The sequence below is a fragment of the Stenotrophomonas sp. ZAC14D2_NAIMI4_7 genome (assembly GCF_003086675.1).
Taxonomy (GTDB): Bacteria; Pseudomonadota; Gammaproteobacteria; order Xanthomonadales; family Xanthomonadaceae; genus Stenotrophomonas.
Map to the genome: position 1 here is coordinate 3,769,746 of NZ_CP025995.1, position 24,226 is coordinate 3,793,971.

At 66.0% G+C, this 24,226-nt stretch carries 19 protein-coding genes; 9 read left to right on the plus strand and 10 right to left on the minus strand.

What is annotated here, in order from left to right; genetic code table 11:
- Window positions 1-28: 28 nt before the first annotated feature.
- On the minus strand, window positions 29-505 hold the full coding sequence (locus C1922_RS17210; RefSeq protein ID WP_199911969.1) for a DUF3574 domain-containing protein: 477 nt from the start codon (window positions 503-505) through the stop codon (window positions 29-31).
- Window positions 506-745: 240 nt separating this feature from the next.
- Between C1922_RS17210 and C1922_RS17215 the strand changes: the two genes are divergently transcribed.
- The 4 genes from C1922_RS17215 (at window position 746) to otsA (ending at window position 7,404) form a co-directional block, all read left to right on the plus strand.
- Entirely contained in the window at window positions 746-3,178 is a 2,433-nt protein-coding gene (locus C1922_RS17215) for a TonB-dependent receptor (RefSeq protein WP_108750884.1), read from the plus strand.
- 285 nt (window positions 3,179-3,463) lie between these two features.
- Window positions 3,464-4,222, plus strand: coding sequence for a trehalose-phosphatase (otsB, locus tag C1922_RS17220; RefSeq protein WP_108750885.1), 759 nt, complete (start codon window positions 3,464-3,466; stop codon window positions 4,220-4,222).
- A 39-nt stretch (window positions 4,223-4,261) separates the two neighbouring features.
- A complete protein-coding gene (locus C1922_RS17225) occupies window positions 4,262-6,043 on the plus strand; it encodes a glycoside hydrolase family 15 protein (protein WP_108750886.1) in 1,782 nt (593 codons plus the stop codon).
- Window positions 6,040-7,404, plus strand: a complete 1,365-nt coding sequence (gene otsA, locus C1922_RS17230; RefSeq protein WP_108750887.1) for an alpha,alpha-trehalose-phosphate synthase (UDP-forming) — start codon at window positions 6,040-6,042, stop codon at window positions 7,402-7,404. Before C1922_RS17225 ends, otsA begins: the two co-directional genes overlap by 4 nt.
- Before the next feature lie 90 nt (window positions 7,405-7,494).
- Here the strand turns inward: otsA and C1922_RS17235 are convergent, their stop codons facing one another.
- From C1922_RS17235 to rluD, 3 genes are read right to left on the minus strand one after another with little or no spacing between them, the layout of a single operon-like run.
- Window positions 7,495-7,956: a thiol-disulfide oxidoreductase DCC family protein gene (locus C1922_RS17235; RefSeq protein WP_108750888.1), complete on the minus strand. Its 462-nt coding sequence runs from the start codon at window positions 7,954-7,956 to the stop codon at window positions 7,495-7,497.
- On the minus strand, window positions 7,953-8,720 hold the full coding sequence (gene pgeF, locus C1922_RS17240; RefSeq protein WP_108750889.1) for a peptidoglycan editing factor PgeF: 768 nt from the start codon (window positions 8,718-8,720) through the stop codon (window positions 7,953-7,955). The genes C1922_RS17235 and pgeF overlap by 4 nt, the downstream gene beginning before the upstream one ends.
- Window positions 8,720-9,709, minus strand: coding sequence for a 23S rRNA pseudouridine(1911/1915/1917) synthase RluD (rluD, locus tag C1922_RS17245; protein WP_108750890.1), 990 nt, complete (start codon window positions 9,707-9,709; stop codon window positions 8,720-8,722). The genes pgeF and rluD overlap by 1 nt, the downstream gene beginning before the upstream one ends.
- A 112-nt stretch (window positions 9,710-9,821) precedes the next feature.
- Here rluD and C1922_RS17250 point away from each other — a divergent pair, with 112 nt between their 5' ends.
- Window positions 9,822-10,709 carry an outer membrane protein assembly factor BamD gene (locus tag C1922_RS17250; protein WP_108750891.1) on the plus strand — a complete coding sequence of 296 codons (888 nt, stop codon included), beginning with the start codon at window positions 9,822-9,824 and terminating at the stop codon, window positions 10,707-10,709.
- Window positions 10,710-10,945: 236 nt separating this feature from the next.
- The gene (locus tag C1922_RS17255; protein WP_108750892.1) at window positions 10,946-12,139 is read left to right on the plus strand and encodes a lipase family protein; all 1,194 of its coding nucleotides are present in this window, start codon (window positions 10,946-10,948) and stop codon (window positions 12,137-12,139) included.
- A 93-nt stretch (window positions 12,140-12,232) separates the two neighbouring features.
- Here the strand turns inward: C1922_RS17255 and C1922_RS17260 are convergent, their stop codons facing one another.
- The 3 genes from C1922_RS17260 to sucC form a co-directional block, all read right to left on the minus strand.
- Entirely contained in the window at window positions 12,233-13,867 is a 1,635-nt protein-coding gene (locus C1922_RS17260; RefSeq protein ID WP_108750893.1) for an NAD+ synthase, read from the minus strand.
- 212 nt (window positions 13,868-14,079) lie between these two features.
- Window positions 14,080-14,955 (minus strand): succinate--CoA ligase subunit alpha, encoded by an 876-nt coding sequence (sucD, locus tag C1922_RS17265; protein WP_005410793.1) that lies wholly within the window; start codon window positions 14,953-14,955, stop codon window positions 14,080-14,082.
- A 21-nt stretch (window positions 14,956-14,976) separates the two neighbouring features.
- The gene (gene sucC / locus C1922_RS17270) at window positions 14,977-16,146 is read right to left on the minus strand and encodes an ADP-forming succinate--CoA ligase subunit beta (protein ID WP_108750894.1); all 1,170 of its coding nucleotides are present in this window, start codon (window positions 16,144-16,146) and stop codon (window positions 14,977-14,979) included.
- 494 nt (window positions 16,147-16,640) lie between these two features.
- Between sucC and C1922_RS17275 the strand changes: the two genes are divergently transcribed.
- Window positions 16,641-18,254, plus strand: coding sequence for an ATP-binding protein (locus tag C1922_RS17275; RefSeq protein WP_108750895.1), 1,614 nt, complete (start codon window positions 16,641-16,643; stop codon window positions 18,252-18,254).
- A gap of 54 nt (window positions 18,255-18,308) precedes the next feature.
- On the plus strand, window positions 18,309-19,691 hold the full coding sequence (locus tag C1922_RS17280) for a sigma-54 dependent transcriptional regulator (protein WP_108750896.1): 1,383 nt from the start codon (window positions 18,309-18,311) through the stop codon (window positions 19,689-19,691).
- A gap of 97 nt (window positions 19,692-19,788) precedes the next feature.
- On the opposite strand, the gene pilB is transcribed toward C1922_RS17280, so the two are convergent.
- The 3 genes from pilB to C1922_RS17295 form a co-directional block, all read right to left on the minus strand.
- On the minus strand, window positions 19,789-21,516 hold the full coding sequence (gene pilB, locus C1922_RS17285) for a type IV-A pilus assembly ATPase PilB (protein ID WP_108750897.1): 1,728 nt from the start codon (window positions 21,514-21,516) through the stop codon (window positions 19,789-19,791).
- A 90-nt stretch (window positions 21,517-21,606) separates the two neighbouring features.
- Complete coding sequence (locus C1922_RS17290; RefSeq protein WP_108750898.1) at window positions 21,607-22,017, minus strand: pilin; 411 nt, start codon at window positions 22,015-22,017, stop codon at window positions 21,607-21,609.
- Window positions 22,018-22,152: 135 nt separating this feature from the next.
- Entirely contained in the window at window positions 22,153-22,605 is a 453-nt protein-coding gene (locus C1922_RS17295) for a pilin (RefSeq protein ID WP_108750899.1), read from the minus strand.
- Between the two features lie 357 nt (window positions 22,606-22,962).
- Between C1922_RS17295 and C1922_RS17300 the strand changes: the two genes are divergently transcribed.
- The gene (locus tag C1922_RS17300) at window positions 22,963-24,222 is read left to right on the plus strand and encodes a type II secretion system F family protein (RefSeq protein ID WP_108750900.1); all 1,260 of its coding nucleotides are present in this window, start codon (window positions 22,963-22,965) and stop codon (window positions 24,220-24,222) included.
- Window positions 24,223-24,226: the final 4 nt, after the last annotated feature.

Here is a 24,226-nt window from a genome sequence, read left to right on the forward strand (position 1 = left end):
CCCGTGGCGCCGCCTTGGCGCCTTCAGGTCAGAACGATACGTCAACCGCTTGCCGCGACCACAGTACCGACTGGTGCTGGGTCTGCTGCTTCCACGCCAGGCGGATCGCCTCGATGTCGGCGCGGCGCTGCGGGCTGTCTTCGTGCAGCACCACCAGCACCTTGGTGCGCAGGCGGTTGGGCGCCGCATCGCCACGGAACAGCCACTGCCCGTAGGCATCGAACACGGTCAGGCCATCGGGGAAGCGCGGGGTCACCTCCTTGTCCAGGAACGCGCGCCACTGCGCTTCGCTGATGGTGTCGGCCTGCGGGCGGTTGCCACTGCCCTGCTCTTCGCCCACGCCGAAGTACAGCTCGCTGCGCACCCAGCCGTGGCCGCTGGCCGGGCGGGCCGCATCGCCTTCCAGCGCGGCGGTGGTGGTGTAGGCGCTGGGCGCCTGCGAAGACAGGCTGGCGCAGCCGCTGGTGGCCAGCAGCACGGCGAAGATCAGGCCAAGGCGTTTCATCGGGAACAACACTCCGGGGAAGGGGAACAAACGCGGTGAAAGGGCACGGAGGGTACACCCGCGCCGTGGTTGCAACTGCAACCAATCACTCATGCCCTGCAGGCATGAACTGATGCAAAGACAACCGGGGCTTGCATCACACCGGCCGCTCACGCGAAGATAATATATCGCTTCATCCGGATGGATGTAAGTGAAACCATCACCTCCCCCCTTCCCCACGTTGTCGTTGCTGGAGTCTGCATGTCCCCCCGCCTGCCCGCGTCGCCGCTTGGCCTCGCCATCGCGCTTGCGCTGTCCCCCGCCCTTGCCCTGGCCCAGGATGCCGCCACCAACCTGGACACCGTGATCGTGACCGGCACCCGCGCCGCCGACCGCACCGTGCTTGAATCCACCGCGCCGGTGGACGTGCTGACCGCCGAGGACATCCGCAAGGCCGGCGTGGTGAACGGCGAACTGGGCAGTGCGCTGCAGGCCCTGCTGCCATCGTTCAATTTCCCGCGCCAGTCCAATTCCGGCGGCGCCGACCACGTGCGCGCCGCACAGCTGCGCGGCCTGTCGCCGGACCAGGTGCTGGTGCTGGTGAACGGCAAGCGCCGCCACCACACCGCGCTGGTGAACACCGACAGCAAGATCGGCAAGGGCACCACCCCGGTCGATTTCAACTCGATTCCGGTCAGCGCCATCAAGCGCATCGAAGTGCTGCGCGACGGCGCCGGTGCGCTGTACGGCTCCGACGCGGTGGCCGGCGTGATCAACGTGATCCTGGACAACGGCGGCGACGGCGGCGAGATCGAAGCCAGCTACGGCGCCAACCATACCGACCTGAAGCCGATCGGCCGCACCCTCACCGATGGCCAGGCCGGCAACATCAGCGCCAAGGTCGGCACCTCGCTGGGCGAAGACGGCGGCTTCCTGCGCGTGGGCCTGGAATACAAGAAGCGCAACGGCACCAACCGCGCCGGCTACGACCTGATTCCGCCGTGGGACCAGACCGACGCCAACCTGGCGCTGCAGGGCAAGCGCAACTACGTGCTCGGCGATGGCGCCAGCAAGGACATCAACCTGTGGCTGAACACCGAGATCCCGGTGGGCAAGACCGCTACGTTCTATGCGTTCGGCACCTTCAACCAGCGTGATACCGAAGGCGCGAACTACTTCCGCTATCCCGACAGCGACGCCAACTGGAAGGAGGTCTACCCGAACGGTTACCGCCCGATTTCCGAAGGCGAGAACCGCGACGTGCAGACCGTGGCCGGCGTGCGCGGGCAGTGGGGCGAATGGAGCTATGACGGCAGCGTGGATTACGGCCAGAACGACTTCACCTACCGCCTGCGTGATTCGATCAACGCCTCGCTTGGCCCGACCAGCCCGACCCGCTTCAAGACCGCCGATTACCAGTACGCGCAGACCGTGGGCAACCTGGATCTGAGCCGCGTGTTCACCCAGAGCGACAGCATCACCCACACCCTGGGGCTGGGTGCGGAAGTGCGCCACGAGCGCTATGAAACGCGCCCGGGTGATCCGTCCAGCTACGCTGCAGGCCCGTATACCGACCGCCCGACCGGTTCGCAGGCCGGCGGCGGCCTGACCCCGCAGGATGCGGCCTCGCTGGCCCGCGATGTGGCCAGCGCCTATGCCAGCCTGTCCAGCCAGTTCGGCGATCACTTCTCCACCGACCTGGCCGCGCGCTACGAGCACAACGATGACTTCGGCGGCGAACTGACCGGCAAGCTCGGCCTGCGCTACGAATTCACCCCGGCCTTCGCCCTGCGCGGCGCCATTTCCAACAACTTCCGTGCGCCGTCGCTGGCACAGATCGGCTACGAATCCACCTCCACCGGCTACAACGCCGCCGGCCAGCTGGTGCAGGGCCGCCTGCTGTCGGTGAACAATCCGATCGCCCGCGGCCTGGGCGCGCAGGACCTGAAGCCGGAAAAGTCGCTGAACACCTCGCTGGGCTTCACCAGCCGCATCGGCGAACACTTCGACCTGTCGCTGGACTTCTTCCAGATTGATATCGACGACCGCATCGCGCTGTCCGAAAGCATTACCGGCGATGCGCTGACCGACTACGTGGCCGCCAACTACGGCGTCACCGGCCTGCAGAGTGCCAGTTTCTTCGTCAACGCCGCCGATACCCGCACCCGTGGTGCCGAACTGGTGACCAACTGGCGCCAGGCGCTGGGCGATGGCCAGCTGCTGCTGACCGGCACCTACGCCTACACCAAGACCACGCTGAAGAACGTACTGGCCACCCCGGCCCAGCTGCAGGCGCTGGATGCGGACTACGTGCTGTTCGGCATCGAAGAAACCAACACCCTGACCGATGCCACCCCGCGCAGCCGCGCCGGCTTCTCGGCCGCCTGGAGCAACGACCACTGGTCGCTGAGCAGCCGGGTGAACCGCTATGGCAGCGCCACCCGCGTGTTCAACTTCGGCGACGGCTACATTCCGCGCCAGACCTACCAGGCCGAATGGCAGCTGGATGCGGAAGTGGAATACCGCTTCAACAAGCAGTGGAGCGTGGCCATCGGCGGGCAGAACCTGACCGACAACTATCCGGACAAGTCCAACGACGATATCTATTACTACGGCAACCTGCCGTATGACGTGCTGTCGCCGATCGGCAGCAACGGCGCGTACTACTACGGTCGCGTGCGTTACACGTTCTGATGCCGCGCAGGGCGGCCCATCAATGTGATGGGTCGCCCCGGTGGAATCGATTGGATTCAATCGAATAGTTGAATCGGTTGGGCAGGAACGACCGGGTAGAGTCGACTGTGAGTCGACTGCTCTTGGCGCCCAGCGAAAATCCCGCGCTAGGCGCGACAGTCGACTGACAGTCGACTCTACCCCCATCGCCCCCCGTCCCCCGCTACAACCATCGGCACCCACAATGGCAGACCCGTAGCCGGCCCTCGACCTGGCCTACACGCTGCCACTGGCACCCTGCGGGGCATGGCTGAACCGCTCCCCCTGCGTCCGCCACCGCCGTTGCTGGACGACGCCTGCGCGTTGTTCCTCGACGTGGATGGCACGCTTATCGAATTCGCCGCACGGCCCGATGCCGTGCACCTGCTGCCCGACGTGCGTGAGGCCATCGGCCGCATCAGCGACCGCCTGGAAGGCGCCGTGGCCCTGGTCAGCGGGCGCCCACTGGAACAATTGGATCAGCTGTTCGCACCGCTGCAGCTGCCCGCCGCCGGCCTGCATGGCCATGAGATGCGCGGCGCCGATGGCCGCGTGCTGCGCGATGACCACGACGACGACACCGGCGAATGGCTGCATGCCCTGCACCAGCAGGCCATGCGCTTCGCCCACGGCTACCCCGGCGTGCTGGTGGAAGAAAAGGGCGTGGGCCTGGCCCTGCACTGGCGTGGTGCCCCGCATGCCGGCGACGACGTGCGCGCGTTCGCCGAACGCCATGTGCGCGGCCGGCCCAGCTACCGCCTGCAACCCGGCGACCACGTGGTCGAGTTCGTACCGGTGGGCACCGACAAGGGCCGCGCCCTGCGCCGCATGATGCAGTACCTGCCCTTCCGCGGCCGCCTGCCGGTGTTCCTGGGCGATGACCTGACCGACGAATACGGCTTCGACGCCGCCAACGGCCAACACGGCTGGAGCGTGCTGATTGGCGAACGCGAGCCCAGTGCCGCGGTGTTCGCCCTGCCCGACATACGCAGCGTGCACGCCTGGCTGCGTGAGAATGCCTATTGACCCCCGGCCCCCACGGCCATAACCGGATATTTCTGCGTGATGACCCAACCCGATCTTGATCTGGGCGTGGTCGGCAACGGCAGCTTCGGCGCCCTGGTCGACAAGCATGCCCGCGTGGTGTGGAGCTGCCTGCCCACCTTCGATGGCGACCCCACGTTCTGTGCGCTGCTCTCGCCCAACCAACAGGAAGGCGGCGATTTCGCCATCGAACTGGAGGATTTCGCCAGCAGCGAGCAGAGCTACCTGACCAACACGGCCATCCTGCGCACGGTGCTGCACGACCACCATGGCGGCGCGTTGGAAATCCTCGATTTCGCGCCGCGCTGGCGCCAGAACGACCGCTTCTACCGACCGGTCAGCCTGATCCGCCAGGTGCGTCCGCTGGCCGGCAGCCCGCGCATCGTGGTGCGTGCACGACCGCTGGCCGACTGGGGCGCGCGCGTGCCCGAATCGACCTGGGGCAGCAACCACGTGCGCTGGATCCTGCCCGACCATGTGCTGCGCCTGACCACCGACGTGCCGGTGCGCTTCGTGCGCGACGGCCTCCCCTTCGTGCTCACCCACCCCATCCACCTGGTGCTGGGCGTGGATGAATCACTGAACCGCTCGATCAGCGGTTACGTGCAGGAAGCCTTCCAGCGCACGCGCGACTACTGGCGCGAATGGGTGCGCTACCTGTCCATTCCGCTGGAATGGCAGGACGCGGTGATCCGCAGTGCGATCACCCTGAAGCTGTGCCAGTACGAAGACAGCGGCGCGATCATCGCGGCCATGACCACCTCCATTCCCGAAGCGCCCGGCAGCGTGCGCAACTGGGATTACCGCTACTGCTGGCTGCGCGATGCCGCCTTCGTGGTGCGCGCGTTGAACCGGCTGGGCGCCACCCGCACCATGGAACAGTTCCTGGGCTACATCTTCAACCTGGCCACCACCGATGGCACGCTGCAGCCGCTGTACGGCATCGGCTTCGAGGCCAAGCTGGACGAAGACGAAGTGCCTACGCTGTCCGGCTACCGCGGCATGGGCCCGGTGCGTCGCGGCAACCTGGCCTGGGTGCAGCGCCAGCACGATGTCTATGGCAGCGTGGTACTGGCCTCCACCCAGCTGTTCTTCGACCGCCGCCTGCAGGACCCGGGCGATGCGCACACCTTCGCGCGGCTGGAGCCACTTGGCGAACAGGCCTTCGCCCTGCACGACGTGCCCGATGCCGGCCTGTGGGAGTTCCGCGGCCGCACCGAAGTACACACCTACACCAGCGCCATGTGCTGGGCCGCGTGCGACCGCCTGTGCAAGATCGCCGTGCGCCTGAAGCGCGATGACCGCGCGCAGTACTGGCGCGAGCGCGCTGACACCATCCATGCGCGCATCATGGCCGAAGCCTGGAGCGATGCACACGGCCATTTCACCGATACGTTCGGCGGCCATCGCCTGGATGCCTCGCTGCTGCTGCTGGCCGACATCGGCTTCATCGATGCCCACGACGCGCGCTTCATCGCCACGGTGGAAGCCATCGGCCGCGACCTGAAGCACGGCAATTCGCTGTACCGCTACGTGGCGCCGGATGACTTCGGCGAACCGGAAACCAGCTTCACCATCTGCACATTCTGGTACATCGACGCGCTGGCGGCGATCGGCCGCATGGACGAGGCGCGTGAGATGTTCGAACTGCTGCTGAAGCAGCGCAACCACCTGGGCCTGCTGTCCGAAGACCTGGCCTTCGATGGCGGCGAAGCCTGGGGCAACTTCCCGCAGACGTACTCGCACGTGGGGCTGATCACCGCCGCCATGCGCCTGTCGCGCTCCTGGCAGGAGGCCTCGTGAGTCGTCTGGTTGTTGTTTCGAACCGGGTCGCCGTGCCCGGTGAAAGCCGCGCCGGCGGCCTCGCCGTCGGCCTGTTGGCCGCGCTGAAGGAGCGTGGCGGCATGTGGTTCGGCTGGAGCGGCAAGAACGCCAAGGATGCCAGCGGCACGCTGCACCAGCAGAAGGAAGGTGACATCGAGTACGTCACCATGGATCTGGCCAAGCGTGATGTGGATGGCTACTACAACGGATTTTCCAACCGCACGTTGTGGCCGCTGCTGCACTTCCGCCTGGATCTGGTGGACTACGACCGTGGCACCCGCGAGACCTACCACAAGGTCAATGCGCTGTTCGCCGACAAGCTCGCGCCGCTGCTGCGCGAGGATGACATCGTCTGGATCCACGATTACCACCTGATTCCACTGGGCGCGATGCTGCGCGAGCGTGGCATCGGCTGCAGGATCGGCTTCTTCCTGCACATCCCGATGCCATCGGCCGACCTGCTGCAGGCCATGCCCGACCACCTGCGCCTGTTCTCGGCGCTGTACGCCTATGATCTGGTCGGTTTCCAGACCCAGCGCGATGCCGACCGCTTCCAGACCTACCTGCGCCTGTTCGGCGGTGGCCGCGTATTGGACGATGGACGGCTTGAAGCCCCCGGCGGCCGACGTTTCCGCGCGGCAGCCTTCCCCATCGGCATCGACACCGCGCTGATTGCCCGACAGGCCGCCAGCGCCGCCAGCAAGGCCGCGGTGAAGGACCTGCGCAGCAGCCTGCGCGATCGCCAGCTTGCCATCGGTGTGGACCGTCTGGATTATTCCAAGGGCCTGCCCGAGCGCTTCCGCGGTTTCGAACGCTACCTGGAACGCCACCCCGACCAGCGCGGCTCGCTGACCTACCTGCAGATCGCCCCGGTATCGCGCGGCGATGTGACCGAATACCGCCAGCTGCGCAGCACGCTGGAACAGATTGCCGGCCATATCAACGGCGGCCACGCCGCGCCGGACTGGACCCCGCTGCGCTACGTCAACCAGAACTTCACCCATGCCACCCTGACCGGCTTCTATCGCGCCGCGGCGGTCGGCCTGGTCACGCCGCTGCGCGATGGCATGAACCTGGTGGCCAAGGAATACGTAGCCTCGCAGGACCCCGACGATCCAGGCGTGCTGGTGCTGTCCCTGCTGGCCGGCGCCGCCGACGAAATGAAGCAGGCGCTGCTGGTGAACCCCTACGACCTGGACGGCATGGCCGACGCCATCGCCACCGCTGCCACCATGTCGCTGCGCCGCCGCAAGGAACGCTGGCACGCCATGATGGAGCACCTGCGCACCTACGACATCAACCACTGGCGCCGCAGCTACCTCGAAGCCCTGGAAGCCTGATCGCCCCTTCTTTGTAGAGTCGAGCCATGCTCGACTGATGGTGCAGCAGTCGAGCATGGCTCGACTCTACAAAAGAGCAGACGGCGGCGGTCAATCCAGGAAGCGCGCGGCCTGTTCCGCGCTGGGCAGGAAGCAGGCATCGTGGCGCCCGAACCAGCGGTAGCGGTTGCGCGCCAGCACGCGGTACGCGCGGTCGCGCCACGCCTGCGGCAGCACGCGCAGCGCCCCGGCAAACCGCCACGGCCCGCCCAGGCCGGCCAGCACCCGCAGGATCGCGTTGGTGTCGGTCCAGGCGCCCTGTGCGTCCACCAGCAGGAAGGACAGCGGGTCGTTCGGGTCCAGCCCGTGCGCGCGCAGCAGGCCACTGCCGTGCGCGCCCTGCATGGCGGCGAAGCGGTAGCGGCCCCGGCGGTCGAAGCGCAGCAGGAAGCGCACCCAGCGGCTGCACAGCGCGCAGACGCCATCGAACACGATCACGGCGACGTGGGAGGGGTCGGATCCCTTCCCGCCAGGGAAGGGCTCTGACCCCGTAGCGGGCTCACCCCGGCTCATGCCATCCACACCAGCGTGGCCATGCGCCCGGTACGGCGATCGCGGCGGTGCGAGTACAGATCCGGGTCGGCCATGGTGGACACGGTGCCGCCATGGATGTTGGCCGGCTCCATGCCCGCGATCTGCAGGCGCTGGCGCGCCAACGCGAACAGATCCACCTTCCAGTGCCCCTGGCGGGTGGCCACGAATGCCGCCGCGGCCGCCGGGTCGTGGCCGACGAAGGCGTGGTACACCTCTTCGCCGATCTCGTAGTCCTGCGGCCCGGCCGCTGGGCCCAGCCAGGCGCGCAGCTGCGCCGGGGCGGTGGTCATCGCAGCCACCGTGTGTTCCAGCATGCCGTCGGCCAGCCCGCGCCACCCGGCATGCGCAGCGCCCACTTCGCTGCCATCGGCGGCGGCAAACACCACCGGCAGGCAATCGGCGGTCAGGATGGCCAGCACCACGCCCCGTTCAGAGGTGACCGACGCATCGGCCACGGGTTCGCTGGCCCCTGCCTGCGGCGGCGCGTTGAAGCGCAGCACCGTGCTGCTGTGTACCTGGCGCAGCCAGTGCGGCGCCGACGGCAGGGCCAGGCCCTGCTGCAGCAATTGGCGGTTGTGCTCCACGTTGGCCGGGGTATCGCCATCGGCAGCATGCCGGTTGCCCAGGTTGAACTGGTCGAACGGCGCCGGTGAAATACCCGCGCCGTGGCGACGGGTGGTCAGCGCCCGCACTCCCGGCGGTGCCGGCCAGTCAGCCTGCAGCAGCGGCAGTGCGGCGGCCATTACCAGCGGTCCCGTTCGCGCGCAGCAAATGCTTCGCTGTCTTCGCGCAGCACCTTCATCAGGTGCAGCATGTCGGCCGGCACCGGCGCACTGTTTCGCACCGGTTGGCCGGTGATCGGGTGCACGAACTCCAGGGTTTCAGCGTGCAGCGCCTGGCGCTTGAAGCCGCGCAGCGCGGCCACCAGTTCGTTGCTGGCGCCCTTGGGCAGCTTCAGCGCGCCGCCGTACAGCGGGTCACCCACGATCGGGTGGCGCAGGTGCGCCATGTGCACGCGGATCTGGTGGGTGCGGCCGGTTTCCAGGCGGCATTCCAGCGCGGTATGGGCGCGGAAGCGCTCGCGCAGGCGGTAATGGGTCACCGCTTCCTTGCCATCTTCGCGCACGCCCATCTTCAGGCGGTCGCGCGGGTGGCGGTCGATCGGGGCATCGGCGGTGCCGCCGGCCACCAGCGCGCCCATCACCACGGCCAGGTACTGGCGGTGCACATCGCGCGCGGCCAGCTGTTCCACCAGCGCGGTCTGCGCTTCCAGGGTACGGGCCACCACCATCACGCCGCTGGTGTCCTTGTCCAGGCGGTGCACGATGCCGGCGCGCGGCAGCACGGCCACCGACGGGTCGCGGTACAGCAGGGCGTTCACCAGGGTGCCGCTGTGGTTGCCGGCGCCGGGGTGCACCACCAGGCCCACCGGCTTGTTGATCACCAGCAGGTGCTCATCCTCGAACAGCACGTCCAGCGGGATGTCTTCGGGCTGGGCGTCGGTCTGGGTGTCCAGCACCACAGTCAGGCTCACCACCTCGCCGCCGCGCAGCGGGTCGCGCGGTCGGGCCTGGGCGCCGTCCAGCAGCACATCGCCGGATTTGATCCACTCGGTCAGGCGCGAGCGGGAATATTCGGGGAACAGCTCGGCCACAACGGCGTCGAAACGCCGGCCGGCGGCGGTATCGGGAACGATGGCCTGGCGGGCCGATTCGGAAGTTTGTTCAGACATGGCAAGGGGGATCTTTGAAATTTTGGGGTCCGGGCGGCCGGTTTCAGTCGCAGGACAGGACACTAGGCTATCATCGACCCTTCGTATTCCAGACGCGTCCCGCCTTGACCCCATGATCCGACGCTCCGCCATGCTCTCCGCGCCCGTCCGCCTCACCGCCCTGCTGCTGGTGCTGGTCATCGCCGCCACCGGTTGCCACCGCGGTGCCAAGAAGGGGGATCGCCCCGATGAAGGCACGCCTGTCGAACAGCTGTACGACAAGAGCCACGCGCTCATGAAGGGCGGCAACTGGAGCGGCGCCGAAGCCAGCTTCCGCCGTCTGGTGGCCCAGTACCCGTACGGCCCGTACACCGAACAGGCGATGATCGAGACCGCCTACGCCCAGTACAAGGCCGGCAAGCACGATGACGCGGTGTCCAGCATCGACCGCTTCATCCGCACCTACCCGACCCACCGCAACATCGCTTATCTGTACTACCTGCGCGGCCTGGCCAACTCCAATCGCAATACGGTTTTCCTGCGCCGCGTATGGTCGCTGGATCCGAGCCGCCGCGATCTGTCCACCCCGCACCAGGCCTATGCCGACTTCAACATCGTGGTGGACCGTTACCCGAACAGCCGCTACGCCGCCGATGCGCGCCAGCGCATGATCGTGCTGCGTGACGTGTTCGCCCAGCACGAGCTGGACAACGCCCTGTACTACCTGCGCCGCGAAGCCTATGTTTCCGCCGCCGGCCGCGCCAACTTCCTGCTGGAAACCTACCCGCAGAGCGCGTACCAGTACGACGCCGTGGCGGTGCTGGGCGAAGCCTACACCCACCTGGGCAACAAGACGCTGGCCGACGATGCCCGCCGCGTGCTGACCCTGAACCAGCCCACCCACCCGTGGCTGGAAGGCAAGTGGCCCAAGTACCCGTGGATGATCCGCAAGCTGAACCCGTTCGCCGGCGAGAAGTCCGCCAGCACCGGCCAGCGCAACGCACGGTTGGAAAAGAAGTAAAAGAATGGGCCCCGCAAGGGGCCCTTTCTTTTTGTAGCGTCGAGCCATGCTCGACGGCGCTTGGCAATTGGACGCTGGGAATACCCCCATCCACGCATGGCGTGGATCCACTGACCTCTGGATGCCGGGATTAGGAATTCTTCGAATCCGCGGCTGTTGCGATCCCGGTCCCAGACCCTGCCCGCACCGCCTTCCACACTCCCGTGCACGGCCATTCCCGCCTGCCTGGAGTCCGCATGACCTCAATCGTTTCCCGCATCCGCCCGCTTCTGGCCGCCCTCGCTGCCCCCCTGCTGGGCCTGCCCGTGGCTGCCCAGGCGGCCGAGCCCGGCGATCTGCTCTCCGCCGCCCCCTACCGCGCCGACTGGGTGCCCTCGAAGGCGGCCCAGGCTTACCTGCTGCGCTATCACACCCCCGATCACAGCGGCCGCCTGGCCCAGGGCACCGGGCTGCTCTACCTGCCTGCTGGCACCGCGCCGGCGGGCGGCTGGCCGGTGGTGTCCTGGGCGCATGGCACCCAGGGCATTGCCAACCACTGCGCGCCGTCGGTGTCCGGCCCCACCCATCCCGAGCGCGACGGGCGCTTCCTGGACCACTTCCTCGGCCAGGGCTATGCGGTGGTCGCCGCCGATTACCAGGGCCTCGGCAGCCCGGGCCAGCATACCTACCTGCACGTGCGCACCGCCGCGCGCAACAGCATCGACATGGTCAAGGCCAGCCACCAGTTCCTGGACGGCGGGCGTCTGTCGCCCCGCTGGGTCTCGGTGGGCTATTCGCAGGGGGCGTCGGCCGCGCTGAGCGCCGGCCACCTGGCGACTGACTACGCTGGCCCCGCCCTGCAGTTCAAGGGCAGCTTCACTGCTGGCACGCCCACGGCCGTGGAAATCACCGCGCTGGTGATGCGGCCCGACAACCGCACCGCCAACCCGGGGGCACTGAACGCCTATCACGCCTATCTGCTCGATGGCCTGCTGCAGGTGGCGCCGCAGATCGACCGGGTGCTGAGCCCGCAGGGACGGGCCCGCATCGCGCTGGCCCGCCAGCACTGCCTGACCGATCTGGCCGCGCAGCTGGAGGGTGCCAGCGCAGGCGAGATGTTCAGCGCCCCGTTGACCACAGTGCCGGGCATCTGGACGCTGCTGCACGACTATCTGGGCGTGCCACGGCGCGGGTTCACCCAGCCGTTGATGCTGGCCCACGGCACCGGCGACCAGGATGTGCCCTACCTGACCACGCTGCTGTACGCCGCCGGCCTGGCCCTGCGTGGCGAGCCGGTGGCCTTCCGGCAGTACCCAGTCGACCACCGCGGCACGCTGGATGCGGCCGCGGCCGATGGGTTGGCATTCGTGCGTGCACGGCTGGAGGATGCCCGCTTCGACCCCGCAGCCGAATTGGCAGCGCTGGAACAACAGCTGGACGCCGCACGATGATGGGTTTGTGGGTCCACGCCATGCGTGGATGATGGTCGAACACCGTGCGGACCAAGGTCCGCACCTACCGGGGAGGGGTGGCCCGGGCCGCCCTTACCCCTTGAACCCGTTGCTGATCGGGTACCGGCGCTCGCGGCCGAATGCCCGGCGCGACACCTTCGGGCCCGGCGCGGCCTGGTGGCGTTTCCACTCACTGATGCGCACCAGGCGCAGCACCCGGTCCACCACGGCCGCGTCGTAACCGGCCGCCACGATCTCCGCGCGCGACTGCTCCTGGTCCACGTAGCGGTACAGAATGCCGTCCAGCACGTCGTAGGCCGGCAGCGAATCCTGGTCCAGCTGGTTCTCGCGCAGCTCGGCCGACGGCGGGCGGCTGATCACCGCCGGCGGAATGACCGGCGCGCCACCCACGGTATTGCGCCACTTCGACAGCCCGAACACCTCGGTCTTGTACAGGTCCTTCAGCGGCGCATAGCCACCGCACATGTCGCCATAGATCGTGGCGTAACCCACCGCGTATTCGCTCTTGTTGCCGGTGGTCAGCAGCAGGCCGCCGAACTTGTTGGCCAGCGCCATCAGGATCACGCCGCGGCTGCGCGACTGCAGGTTCTCTTCGGTCACATCCGGCGTGGTGCCTTCGAACATCGGTGCCAGCGATTCCATCAGGCCCTTGAAGGCCGGCTCGATCGATACCGCCTCCAGCTTCACGCCCAGCGTCTGGCACTGCTCTGCCGCCAGATCGTTGGACATGCCGGCGGTGTAGCGCGAGGGCAGGCGCACGGCGGTCACGTTGTCCGCGCCCAGCGCATCCACGGCCAGGGCCAGCACCAGCGCCGAATCGATGCCGCCGGACAGGCCCAGCCACACCTTTTTGAAGCCGTTCTTGCGGCAGTAATCCTGGATACCGCGGGTCACCGCACGCCAGGCCAGCGCATCCATGCTCTCGTCGCCGTCGTCCATCCACACATGCGGCATGAAGCGGCGGCTGGCGCCGTCGTAGTCCACCACCAGCCACTGGTCCATGAAGGCCGCAGCGGCCGGGTGCACCGTGCCATCGCCATCGGCCACCACCGACGCACCGTCGAACACCAGGGCGTCCTGGCCGCCCACCACATTCAGGTAGGCAATGGCCGCCCCGCTCTCGCGGGTGCGCGCGGCCAGCACGGCGTCGCGCTGGGCATGCTTGCCGCGCTCGTAGGGCGACGCGTTGGGAACCACCACCAGCTGCGCGCCGGCCTGCACGGTGTCGGCCATCGGCTCGGCAAACCACAGGTCTTCGCAGATCAGCAGGCCCACCGCAATGCCGTTCACCTCGAACACGCAGCTGCCGCCATCGGGGTCGACATCGAAGTAGCGGCGCTCGTCGAACACGGCATAGTTGGGCAGTTCGCGCTTGCGGTAAGTCTGTTCCACCAAGCCATCGCGCAGCACGCTGGCGGCGTTGTAGACCACCGCGCCGGCGGCCTGCGGCCAGCCCACCACGGCGGTGATGCCACGGCAGGCGGCGGCGATGCGCGCCATGGCCTGCTCGCATTCGTACAGGAAGCCCGGGCGCAGCAGCAGGTCTTCCGGCGGATAGCCGCTGACGGCCAGCTCGGGGAACATCACCAGCTCGGCGCCGTACTCATCGCGCGCCTGGCCGATCATCTCGATGATGCGTTCGGAATTGCCGGCAACATCGCCGACCGGGAAATCGAACTGCGCCATCGCGATACGGATCGAAGCCATGAGGGTCCAGCCTGTGGTTGCAATGCGCCCATTGTAGCGCCGCGCCATGCGCTCGCCCGGCATGGCCACGCCCGGTAGATCCACGCCATGCGTGGATGGGGCCGACCGGCACACCGCCAGACGCAGAAAAGCCGCCCGAAGGCGGCTTTTCTGTTTGGTGCCAGTCGAGCATGGCTCGACTCTACAAGAGCGTCTGCCGGAGGCAGTCGATCTTATTTCACCAGCTTGGCGATGGCAGCGCCCAGGTCGCCCGGCGAGCGGACGGTGACGACACCGGCAGCTTCCATGGCGGCAAACTTGCCTTCGGCCGTGCCCTTGCCACCCGAGGCGATCGCACCGGCGTGGCCCATGCGCTTGCCGGCCGGAGCCGACGCACCGGCGATGAAACCGACAACCGGCTTCTTCACGTGGTTCTTGATGTACTCGGCGCCGGCTTCTTCAGCGTCACCGCCGATTTCGCCCACCATGATGATGCCTTCGGTCTGCGGGTCTTCGTTGAACAGCTTCAGGCAGTCGACGAAGTTCAGGCCGTTGATCGGGTCACCACCGATACCGATGCAGGTGGACTGGCCCAGGCCGACTTCGGTGGTCTGCTTGACCGCTTCATAGGTCAGGGTGCCCGAACGCGACACGATGCCGATCTTGCCCGGCTGGTGGATGTGGCCCGGCATGATGCCGATCTTGCACTCACCCGGGGTGATGACGCCCGGGCAGTTCGGCCCGATCAGCACGGTGTCCGGATGCGAACGGGTCAGCACGTTCTTCACGCGCAGCATGTCCAGCACCGGAATGCCTTCGGTGATGCAGACGATGACCTTGATGCCGGCAGCAGCGGCTTCCAGGATCGCGTCAGCGGCGTACGGCGGCGGCACGTAGATGACCGACGCGTTGGCGCCGGTGCTCTGCACGGCGTCGGCAACGGTGTTGAAGACCGGCAGGTCGATATGGGTGGTGCCACCCTTGCCCGGGGTCACGCCGCCAACAACCTGGGTGCCGTACTCGATCATCTGAGTGGCGTGGAAGGTGCCCTGCTGGCCGGTGAAGCCCTGCACGATCACCTTGGTGTTCTTGTTGATCAAAACAGACATGGTAATTCCTTGGTGTCGGTATCAGGCGGCGTTCTTGACAGCTTCAACGATCTTCTTGGCGCCATCGTTGATGTTGTCAGCCGGGATGATGGCCATGCCGCTGTCACGCAGCAGCTGCTTGCCTTCTTCCACGTTGGTGCCTTCCAGGCGCACCACGACCGGAACCTTGACGCCCACTTCCTTCACGGCGGCGATGATGCCTTCGGCAATCATGTCGCAGCGGACGATGCCGCCGAAGATGTTGACGAAGATGCCTTCGACCTTGTCCGAGGACAGGATCAGCTTGAAGGCTTCAATGACGCGCTGCTTGTTGGCACCGCCGCCCACGTCCAGGAAGTTCGCCGGCTCGCCGCCGTTGAGCTTGATGACGTCCATGGTGGCCATGGCCAGACCGGCGCCGTTCACCATGCAGCCGATGTTGCCGTCCATGGTGACGTAGTTGATGTCCAGTTCCGAAGCGATCACTTCGGTCGGATCTTCCTGGGTCTTGTCGCGCATGGCGACCAGGGCCTTCTGGCGGAACGCGGCGTTGTCGTCGCTGTCGAACTTGCCGTCCAGCGCGTACAGGTTGCCGTCGTCCAGGATGGCCAGCGGGTTGATTTCAACCAGGGCCAGGTCCTTTTCGTTGAACAGGCGGTACAGGTTCACCATGATGCTGGCGAACTGGCCGGCCTGCTTGGCGGTCAGGCCCAGCTTGAAGCCGAAATCGCGGCCGTGGTAACCCTGCACGCCTTCGACGAAGTCGACGTTCAGCGAGTGGATCAGTTCCGGGGTTTCAGCGGCAACCTGCTCGATCTCCACGCCGCCTTCCGAAGAAGCGATGTAGGTGATGGTCTTGGTGCCACGGTCAACCAGCACCGACAGGTACAGTTCCTTGACGATCTCGCCGGCGGTGGTCACCAGCACCAGGTTGACCGGCAGTTCAACGCCTGCGGTCTGGTAGGTGGCCATCTTGGTGCCGAGCATCTTGGCCGCAGCGGCCTTCACATCGTCGGTGGTCTTGCAGAACTTGACGCCGCCAGCCTTACCGCGGCCGCCAGCGTGGATCTGCGCCTTGACCATCCAGGGGCCCTGGCCCAGAGCGTTGGCAGCGGCAACCGCCTCGTCCGGGGTCGCAGCGACCTTGCCGGCCGGGACCGGAATGCCGTATTCGGCAAGCAGTTGTTTTGACTGGTATTCGTGGAAATTCATGCGTCACCGTGGGAATAGGAACGACCGCACGCAATTCCTCAGGGGCCCCGGCGGGGCGCCGGCATGGACCGCGGCGGGCCCACTATTGTGGCCGAGCCGGCGCCGGGGCGCAAAGAAGTATGGACAAATGGCCAGACCCGGGCAGATTTCCGCCGTCATTCAGGCAGTTGCGGGCGCCGGGCGGGCCCAGCCACGCGGCCGCCCGGGCCCGATTGCGCAGGAAATCGCTTCCACAGGCCTATACTGGGCCCGGTAGCGTCAAGCTTGCTCGACGGGTGATCTGTAGCGTCGAGCCATGCTCGACGGGTGATCTGTAGCGTCGAGCCATGCTCGACGGGCGATCTGTAGAGTCGAGCCATGCTCGACTGCTTTGCCGAAGCAGTCGAGCATGGCTCGACTCTACAAAGCGGTTCCGATGATCGGGGGAACATCGGCTACGCTGCAGGCCACCGCCGTCAAACCCAGTTCCAGGCAGCCAGAAGGGGAGTTCCGGCGTGTCACCCAGTGCTTCATTGATCGACCGCATCGAATCGATACCGCGGCGTGAGCTGTACTTCTTCGCCCTGTACCGGGTGCTGATCGCGTCGGTCATCGCCGCCCTGCTCTACAGCCCGTTGTCGGCCATGGTCGGCGAAGCCCACCACCCGCGCCTGGCCTATGCCGTGGGCGGCGCCTACCTGGGCCTGTCGCTGCTGTGGCTGCTGATCGGCCGCAGCGAACGCTGGCTGCGCCCCACCGTGGTCGGTGGCGTGCTACTGGATATCGTCGCCGCCAGCCTGCTTGCGCACGCCCTGCCCGGCGCCAGCGCCGGCATTTCGATGTCGCTGCTGTTCAACATCGCCGCAGCCGCCACCCTGCTGCCGCTCAGCTGGGGCCTGTGCCTGGCGCTGGCCGCCAGCGTGGCCACCGCCGCCGAATACCTGTGGAAGGTGCTGGAAGGCGGCGACCCCACCCGCACCCTGGCCGAACTGGCCATGTTCGCCACCAGCTACCTGGCCCTGGCCTTCATCAGCTACCAGGTGGGCAACCGCGCCCGTCGCAACCAGCAGCTGGCCAACCAGCGCGGCGACGAAGTGGCCAACCTGTTCCAGATCAACGAACTGATCATCCGCCGCATGCGCACCGGCGTGCTGGTGGTCGATGGTGAAAACCGCATCACCCTGGCCAACGAAGCGGCATCGCTGCTGCTGGGCGACAACGATGGCGTGGGCGAAACCGGCCGCCTGGACCTGGCCAGCATCGCCCCGGAACTGGCGCGCCGCCTCAACCGCTGGCGCAACGGCTGGACCCAGGACGAACTGCCGCTGCAGCTCAACCCCGACCAGCCGGAAGTACAGCCGCGCTTTGCCCGCCTGCTGGCCGGCAGCGATCTGGCCCTGGTGTTCCTGGACGATTCCAGCGTGGTCTCGCGCCGCGCCGAATCGCTCACCCTGTCGGCCATGGGCCGCTTCTCGGCCAGCCTGGCCCATGAGATCCGCAACCCGCTGGCCGCCATCAACTATGCGGTGCAGCTGCTGGAAGAAGGCACCGGTTTCAACGAAAGCGACCGCCGCCTGCTGCAGATCATCCACCAGCAGTGCCAGCGCACCAACAGCATCGTGGAAAGCGTGCTGGGCCTGGCCCGGCGCGAACGCGCCACCCCGGAAAACGTCGATCTGGCCGCCTTCGTGCGCCGCTTCGTGCTGGAGTACAAGCAGGGCCAGACACTGGAAACGGACAGCATCGAACCGATCATCACCGACACCTCGGTGCCGGCGCAGGTGGACACCCGCCATCTTTACCAGGTGCTGACCGTGCTGGTGCACAACGCGCTGAAGTATGGCCGCGTGGGCCAGCAGCCGGCGCGCGTGCGCCTGCGCGTGGCCCTGCACGAGCGCAACGCAGTGATCGACGTTATGGACCGCGGCCCCGGCATTCCCGAAGCGGTGGCCGCGCAGTTGTTCCGCCCGTTCTTCACCACGTCCGAGCACGGCACCGGCCTGGGCCTGTATATCGCCCGTGAGCTGTGCCGCGCCAACCAGGCACGCCTGGATTACATCCCGGTGCCGGCCGGCGGCTCGTGCTTCCGCCTGGTCCTGCCGGGCCCGCACACCCTGCTTCCGACCTGATCCACCGCGTCAAGTATTTGTCGCTTCCGCCCCCCCTCGGCTATCTTTCCGCCCATGAACGAAACCCGCAGCGCTCTCATCGTCGACGATGAACGCGACATCCGCGAACTGCTGGTGCTGACCCTTGGCCGCATGGGCCTGCGCATCAGCACCGCCGCCAACCTTGCCGAAGCGCGCGAGCTGCTGGCCAGCAATCCCTACGATCTGTGCATCACCGACATGCGCCTGCCCGATGGCAACGGCATCGAGCTGGTGAGCGAGATCGCCCACCACTACCCGCGCACCCCGGTGGCGATGATCACCGCCTTCGGCAGCATGGATCTGGCGGTGGAAGCGCTGAAGGCCGGCGCTTTCGATTTCGTCAGCAAGCCGGTGGATATTTCGGTGCTGCGCGGGCTGGTGAAGCACGCGCTGGAACTGAACAACGCCGAGCGCCCCGCCACCGGCCCGGCCGCCGAACAGGCCGCGCGCCTGCTGGGCAGTTCGCCGGCCATGGACGTGCTGCGCACCACCATCGGCAAAGTGGCCCGCAGCCAGGCCCCGGTCTACATCCTGGGCGAATCGGGCGTGGGCAAGGAACTGGTGGCACGCACCATCCACGCCCAGGGCGCCCGCGCGGCCGGCCCGTTCGTGCCGGTGAACTGCGGCGCCATTCCCAGCGAGCTGATGGAAAGCGAGTTCTTCGGCCACCGCAAGGGCAGCTTCAGCGGCGCCCACGCCGACAAGCCGGGCCTGTTCCAGGCCGCCCATGGCGGCACCCTGTTCCTCGATGAGGTGGCCGAACTGCCGCTGCAGATGCAGGTGAAGCTGCTGCGCGCGATCCAGGAAAAATCGGTGCGCGCGGTGGGCGCTTCCAATGAAGAACCGGTGGACGTGCGCATCCTGTCGGCCACCCACAAGGACCTGGCCGAGCTGGTCGAAGACGGCCGCTTCCGCCACGACCTGTATTACCGCATCAACGTGATTGAACTGAGGGTGCCGCCGCTGCGCGAGCGCCGCCAGGACCTGCCGGACCTGGCCGGTTCCATCCTGGCGCGGCTGGCCCGCAGTCACGGCCGCGCGACCCCGCTGCTGGCCCCGTCGGCGCTGGACGCACTGGCCCAGTACGGCTTCCCCGGCAACGTGCGCGAGCTGGAGAACATCCTGGAGCGCGCGCTGGCGCTGGCCGAAGAAGACCGCATTGGCGCCGACGATCTGCGCCTGCCGCAGCACGCCCCGCGCGCCGCCGGCGGCGCCCATCCGGCCGTGGCCGTGGAAGCGGTAGCAGACCTGCAACCCGGCAGCGCCGCCCTGCCCTCGTACATCGAGCAGCTCGAACGCAGCGCCATCCAGCGTGCGCTGGAAGAGAACCGCTGGAACAAGACCCGCACTGCCGCGCAACTGGGCATCACCTTCCGCGCGCTGCGCTACAAGCTGAAAAAGCTGGGCATGGAATAAGGGCCGGAAGGCCCGGGGTCGGATCCCTTTCCGCAGGAAAGGGCTCTGACCCCATCGGGCCGGCGTTATCCACGCATGGCGTGGATCTACAACCGCATCAATCCTTGGTAACGCGGTTGATCTCAGCCAGGCTGGTCACACCCGCCGCTACCTTCTTCAGCGCCGACTGGCGCAGATCATTCACGCCGATCGCCTGCGCGGCTTCGGCAATCTGCAGGGCGTTGCCGCCGGCCAGCACGATGGTGGAAATCTCGTCGGTCATCGGCATCACCTGGTACAGGCCGGTACGGCCCTTGTAGCCCTCGGTGCATTCATCGCAGCCCACCGCTTCGTGCAGCTGGATACCCGCATCCAACTGTGCCTGGGTGAAGCCTTCGGCCAGCAGCGCATGCGCCGGCAGTTCCGCCGGACGCTTGCAGTTGTTGCACAGCCGGCGCGCCAGACGCTGGGCGATCACCAGGGTGACCGAGCTGGTGATGTTGTACGGGGCAATGCCCATGTTCATCAGACGCGCGATGGTCTGCGGCGCATCGTTGGTATGCAGCGTGGACAGCACCATGTGACCGGTCTGCGCCGCCTTGATCGCGATTTCCGCCGTCTCCAGGTCGCGGATTTCGCCCACCATGATGATGTCCGGATCCTGTCGCAGGAACGAGCGCAGCGCCGCCGCAAAGGTCATGCCGCGCTTGTTGTTCTGCTGCACCTGGTTCACGCCGGGCAGACGGATTTCCACCGGGTCTTCGGCGGTGGAAATATTGCGCGTTTCATCGTTCAGGATGCCCAGCGCGGTATAGAGCGAAACGGTCTTGCCCGAACCGGTCGGGCCGGTCACCAGCACCATGCCGTAGGGCTTGTGGATGGCTTCCAGGAACAGCTTCTGCTGGTCCGGTTCGTAGCCCAGCTTGTCGATTCCCAGCTTGGCCGCGCTGCCGTCCAGAATACGCAGCACCACCTTTTCGCCGAACAGGGTCGGCAGCGTGCTGACGCGGAAGTCGATCTGCTTGCTCTTGGACAGGTTCAGCTTGATGCGACCGTCCTGCGGCACGCGCTTTTCGGCGATGTCCAGCTGCGCCATCACCTTCAGGCGGGCCGCGATGCGCTGGTTCAACTTCACCGGCGCGCGCGCCACCATCTTCAGCAGACCATCGATGCGCAGGCGCACGCGGTAGTCGTCTTCGTAGGGCTCGAAGTGGATGTCCGACGCGCCCTTGCGGATCGCATCGACCAGCACCTTGTTGACGAACTTCACCACCGGGGTGTCGTCGCCCTTGGCGTCTACGCCGCTGTCGGAGGACGACATGTCCTCCTCACCGCCGGAGATGTCCAGGTTGGCCATGCCGTCGTCGTCGCCGCCCAGCGCGTCGCCCAAGGTGTCGTGGCTGGAATGCCACTGCTCCAGGGTGCGCCGGATCTGGTCCTCGTCCACCAGGATCGGTTCCACCACCAGGTTGGTGTGGAACTTGATCTCGTCCAGCGAATGGGTGGGGTTGCTGGTGCCGACGAACAGCTTGCCGCCGCGCTTGAACAGCGGCAGCACGTTGTGCTTGCGCAGCAGCTCTTCGCTGACCAGGCTCATGGCGTTCTGGCTGCTGTCGAACGTGGACACGTCGAACAGCGGCATGCCGAACTCAACCGAGTTGGCCGCTGCCAGCTGGGCGGCGCCCACCACCTTGTTCTGTGCGAACCAGGTCGGCAGGGGCTGCTTGGCAGCCGTCGCCTTGGCCATGGCATCGCGGGCGCCGGCTTCGTCCAGCGCACCGTCCTGCACAAGGCGACGGGCCAGACCGGTGATGCCGACGAGGTTGGCGTTAACGACTGTGTTCATCTATGCACTCCTACTCCCCTGCGCAGATTACCGGACTGACCTTGCAGGCGAAAGGACCGACTGACGTCGCAGGCGCTCGAACTGAAACGACTACCTGCATTCCGGCGGGATATGCTTGGGCTGGCCGGAAACCGTGCTGCACTGCCAGCGGACGACCTCGTTCGGGTTGTACGACGGCGTCAAACGCAAGGTCACCGCACCTGCCTTATCGGTCGTCAGGACGGTAAGCACCCCGTTTCCTGAGCAGCTCATGGATGCCACGTTCTCCGTCGCTGTCGTAACCGCGTCAACTCCTGAACACGCTGCTGCGTCCAAGACGTTCTTGTTGTTGACATTTTCAGTAACGGTGACCTTCGCATAAGACATAAGGACCACCGCCTCAGATACGCGCGCCCTGATCGTGTAGTCCTGATAAGCCGGAAGGGCTATTGCAGCAAGGATTGCGATGATTGCTACAACAATCATCAGCTCTATGAGAGTGAAGCCTCGTTGGGCGTCCATGTACAGTGCCTCCCCATGGCACGTAATGAAGTTGTACCGCTAAATGGAACCGATTGCCGATGCAATGATCCATCCAAAAAGAAAATGGGGAGCATTCGCCCCCCATTTCCTCGCTCAATAGGTCAGCAACACCGATTAGCTGTCACCGCCAGCAGCAGCAGCGGTACGGCACTCTGCCGGGTAGTACTTGGCAGCGCTACCGCTACCAACGCACTTCCAGGTGGTACCGACAGCACCAGCCTGCGCGGTCGGGGTATAGGTCAGAACGGTGCTCTTGCCCTTGTCCGAGGTCATGGTCACAGCAATTGCACCAGTGCCTGCAGTGCAGGTCATGGAAGCGACGTTCGGGTTGTTGGCGGGAATCGCCGTATCAACACCAACGCAGGCATCTGCCGGCAGCGCGCCGCCATTGTTGGCGATGTTTTCTGCGACGGTGGTCTTGGCACCCGAAGCCAGCACAGCAGCTTCAGACACACGAGCGCGGACGGTGTAGTCCTGGTAAGCCGGCAGAGCGATGGCGGCCAGGATGGCGATGATCGCAACGACGATCATCAGTTCGATCAGGGTGAAGCCCTTCTGGTTCTTCATGTTTACATCCCCAAGATAGATGGTGGTTGAGTTCAGTACGCAGGATCGGTCCGGCCATCGGCCGGCTGAGCAGGTCCTGCGCCCTGCGGGTGGATCAACGCAGGTTGCGTGCCAACCCCGGCACGCCTCCCCCTGGATTTCCCCGGCGCCAATGATGGCAGCAAATTCCTGTATGTGAAGCCCCCTGGGCAGGAAATGCGACGGACCCATCAATGTGACGCAGTGCGTCACCTACTGCCCCTGCACGCCGAAAACCCTGCGGCACGTCACGTTGGCGGCCCCCACGAATGCCCCGGAACCAGCTAACATCCTCGGTCATGATGCCCGCCTGGGGATGGCGGGCCTTGGGGAGCCAACATGTCTGTCAGTCGCAGTGCGATCAAGAAAGAGCCCGTGGCGCGCGCCACGATGGAGCTGCAGCCGTTTGTCTGGGAGGGGACCGACAAGCGGGGTGTGAAAATGAAGGGCGAGCAGCTGGCAAAAAATGCCAATCTGCTGCGTGCTGAGCTGCGCCGTCAGGGGATCAACCCTGGCCAGATCAAGGTAAAGCCCAAGCCCCTGTTCGGCGGAACAGGCAAAGCCGTGGGCCCCAAGGACATCGCCTTCTTCAGTCGGCAGATGGCAACAATGATGAAGTCCGGCGTGCCAATTGTCTCGGCACTGGAAATCATTGGCAGCGGGCACAAAAACCCGCGCATGAAAAAGATGGTGGATACCATCCGGACCGATATCGAAGGTGGTTCATCGCTCTACGAGGCCGTTAGCAAGCATCCTGTTCAGTTCGATGAGCTGTACCGCAACCTGGTACGTGCCGGTGAAGGCGCTGGCGTGCTTGAGACCGTCCTGGATACGGTTGCCACATACAAGGAAAACATCGAAGCCCTGAAGGGAAAGATCAAGAAGGCGTTGTTCTATCCGGCCATGGTTGTGGTGGTGGCGCTGCTGGTCAGTGCCATCATGCTGGTTTTCGTGGTCCCGCAGTTCGAGGAGGTCTTCCGCGGCTTCGGTGCCGACTTGCCCGCATTCACAATGCTGATCGTGGGCATGTCTCGATTCATGGTTTCCTGGTGGTGGCTGATTGCCATAGTCCTGATCGGTGCGGTTGTCGGCTTTGCCATGGCCTACAAACGCTCACCCAAGATGCAGCACACCATGGATCGCCTGATCCTGAAGGTGCCGGTGATCGGCCAGATCATGCACAACAGCGCCATCGCCCGTTTCGCCCGCACCACCGCTGTCACCTTCAAGGCCGGCGTGCCCTTGGTGGAAGCCCTGGGCATCGTTGCAGGCGCCACAGGCAACAAGGTCTACGAAGAAGCCGTGTTGCGCATGCGTGACGACGTGTCGGTCGGCTATCCGGTCAACATGGCCATGAAGCAGACCAACCTCTTCCCGCATATGGTCATCCAGATGACCGGCATCGGCGAAGAGGCCGGCGCACTGGATACGATGCTGTTCAAGGTTGCAGAGTATTATGAGCAGGAAGTCAACAATGCCGTGGATGCCCTGAGCAGCCTGCTGGAACCGATGATCATGGTCTTCATCGGTGTCGTCGTAGGCGGCATGGTCATCGGCATGTACCTGCCCATCTTCAAGCTGGGCGCCGTCGTCGGATAAGAAT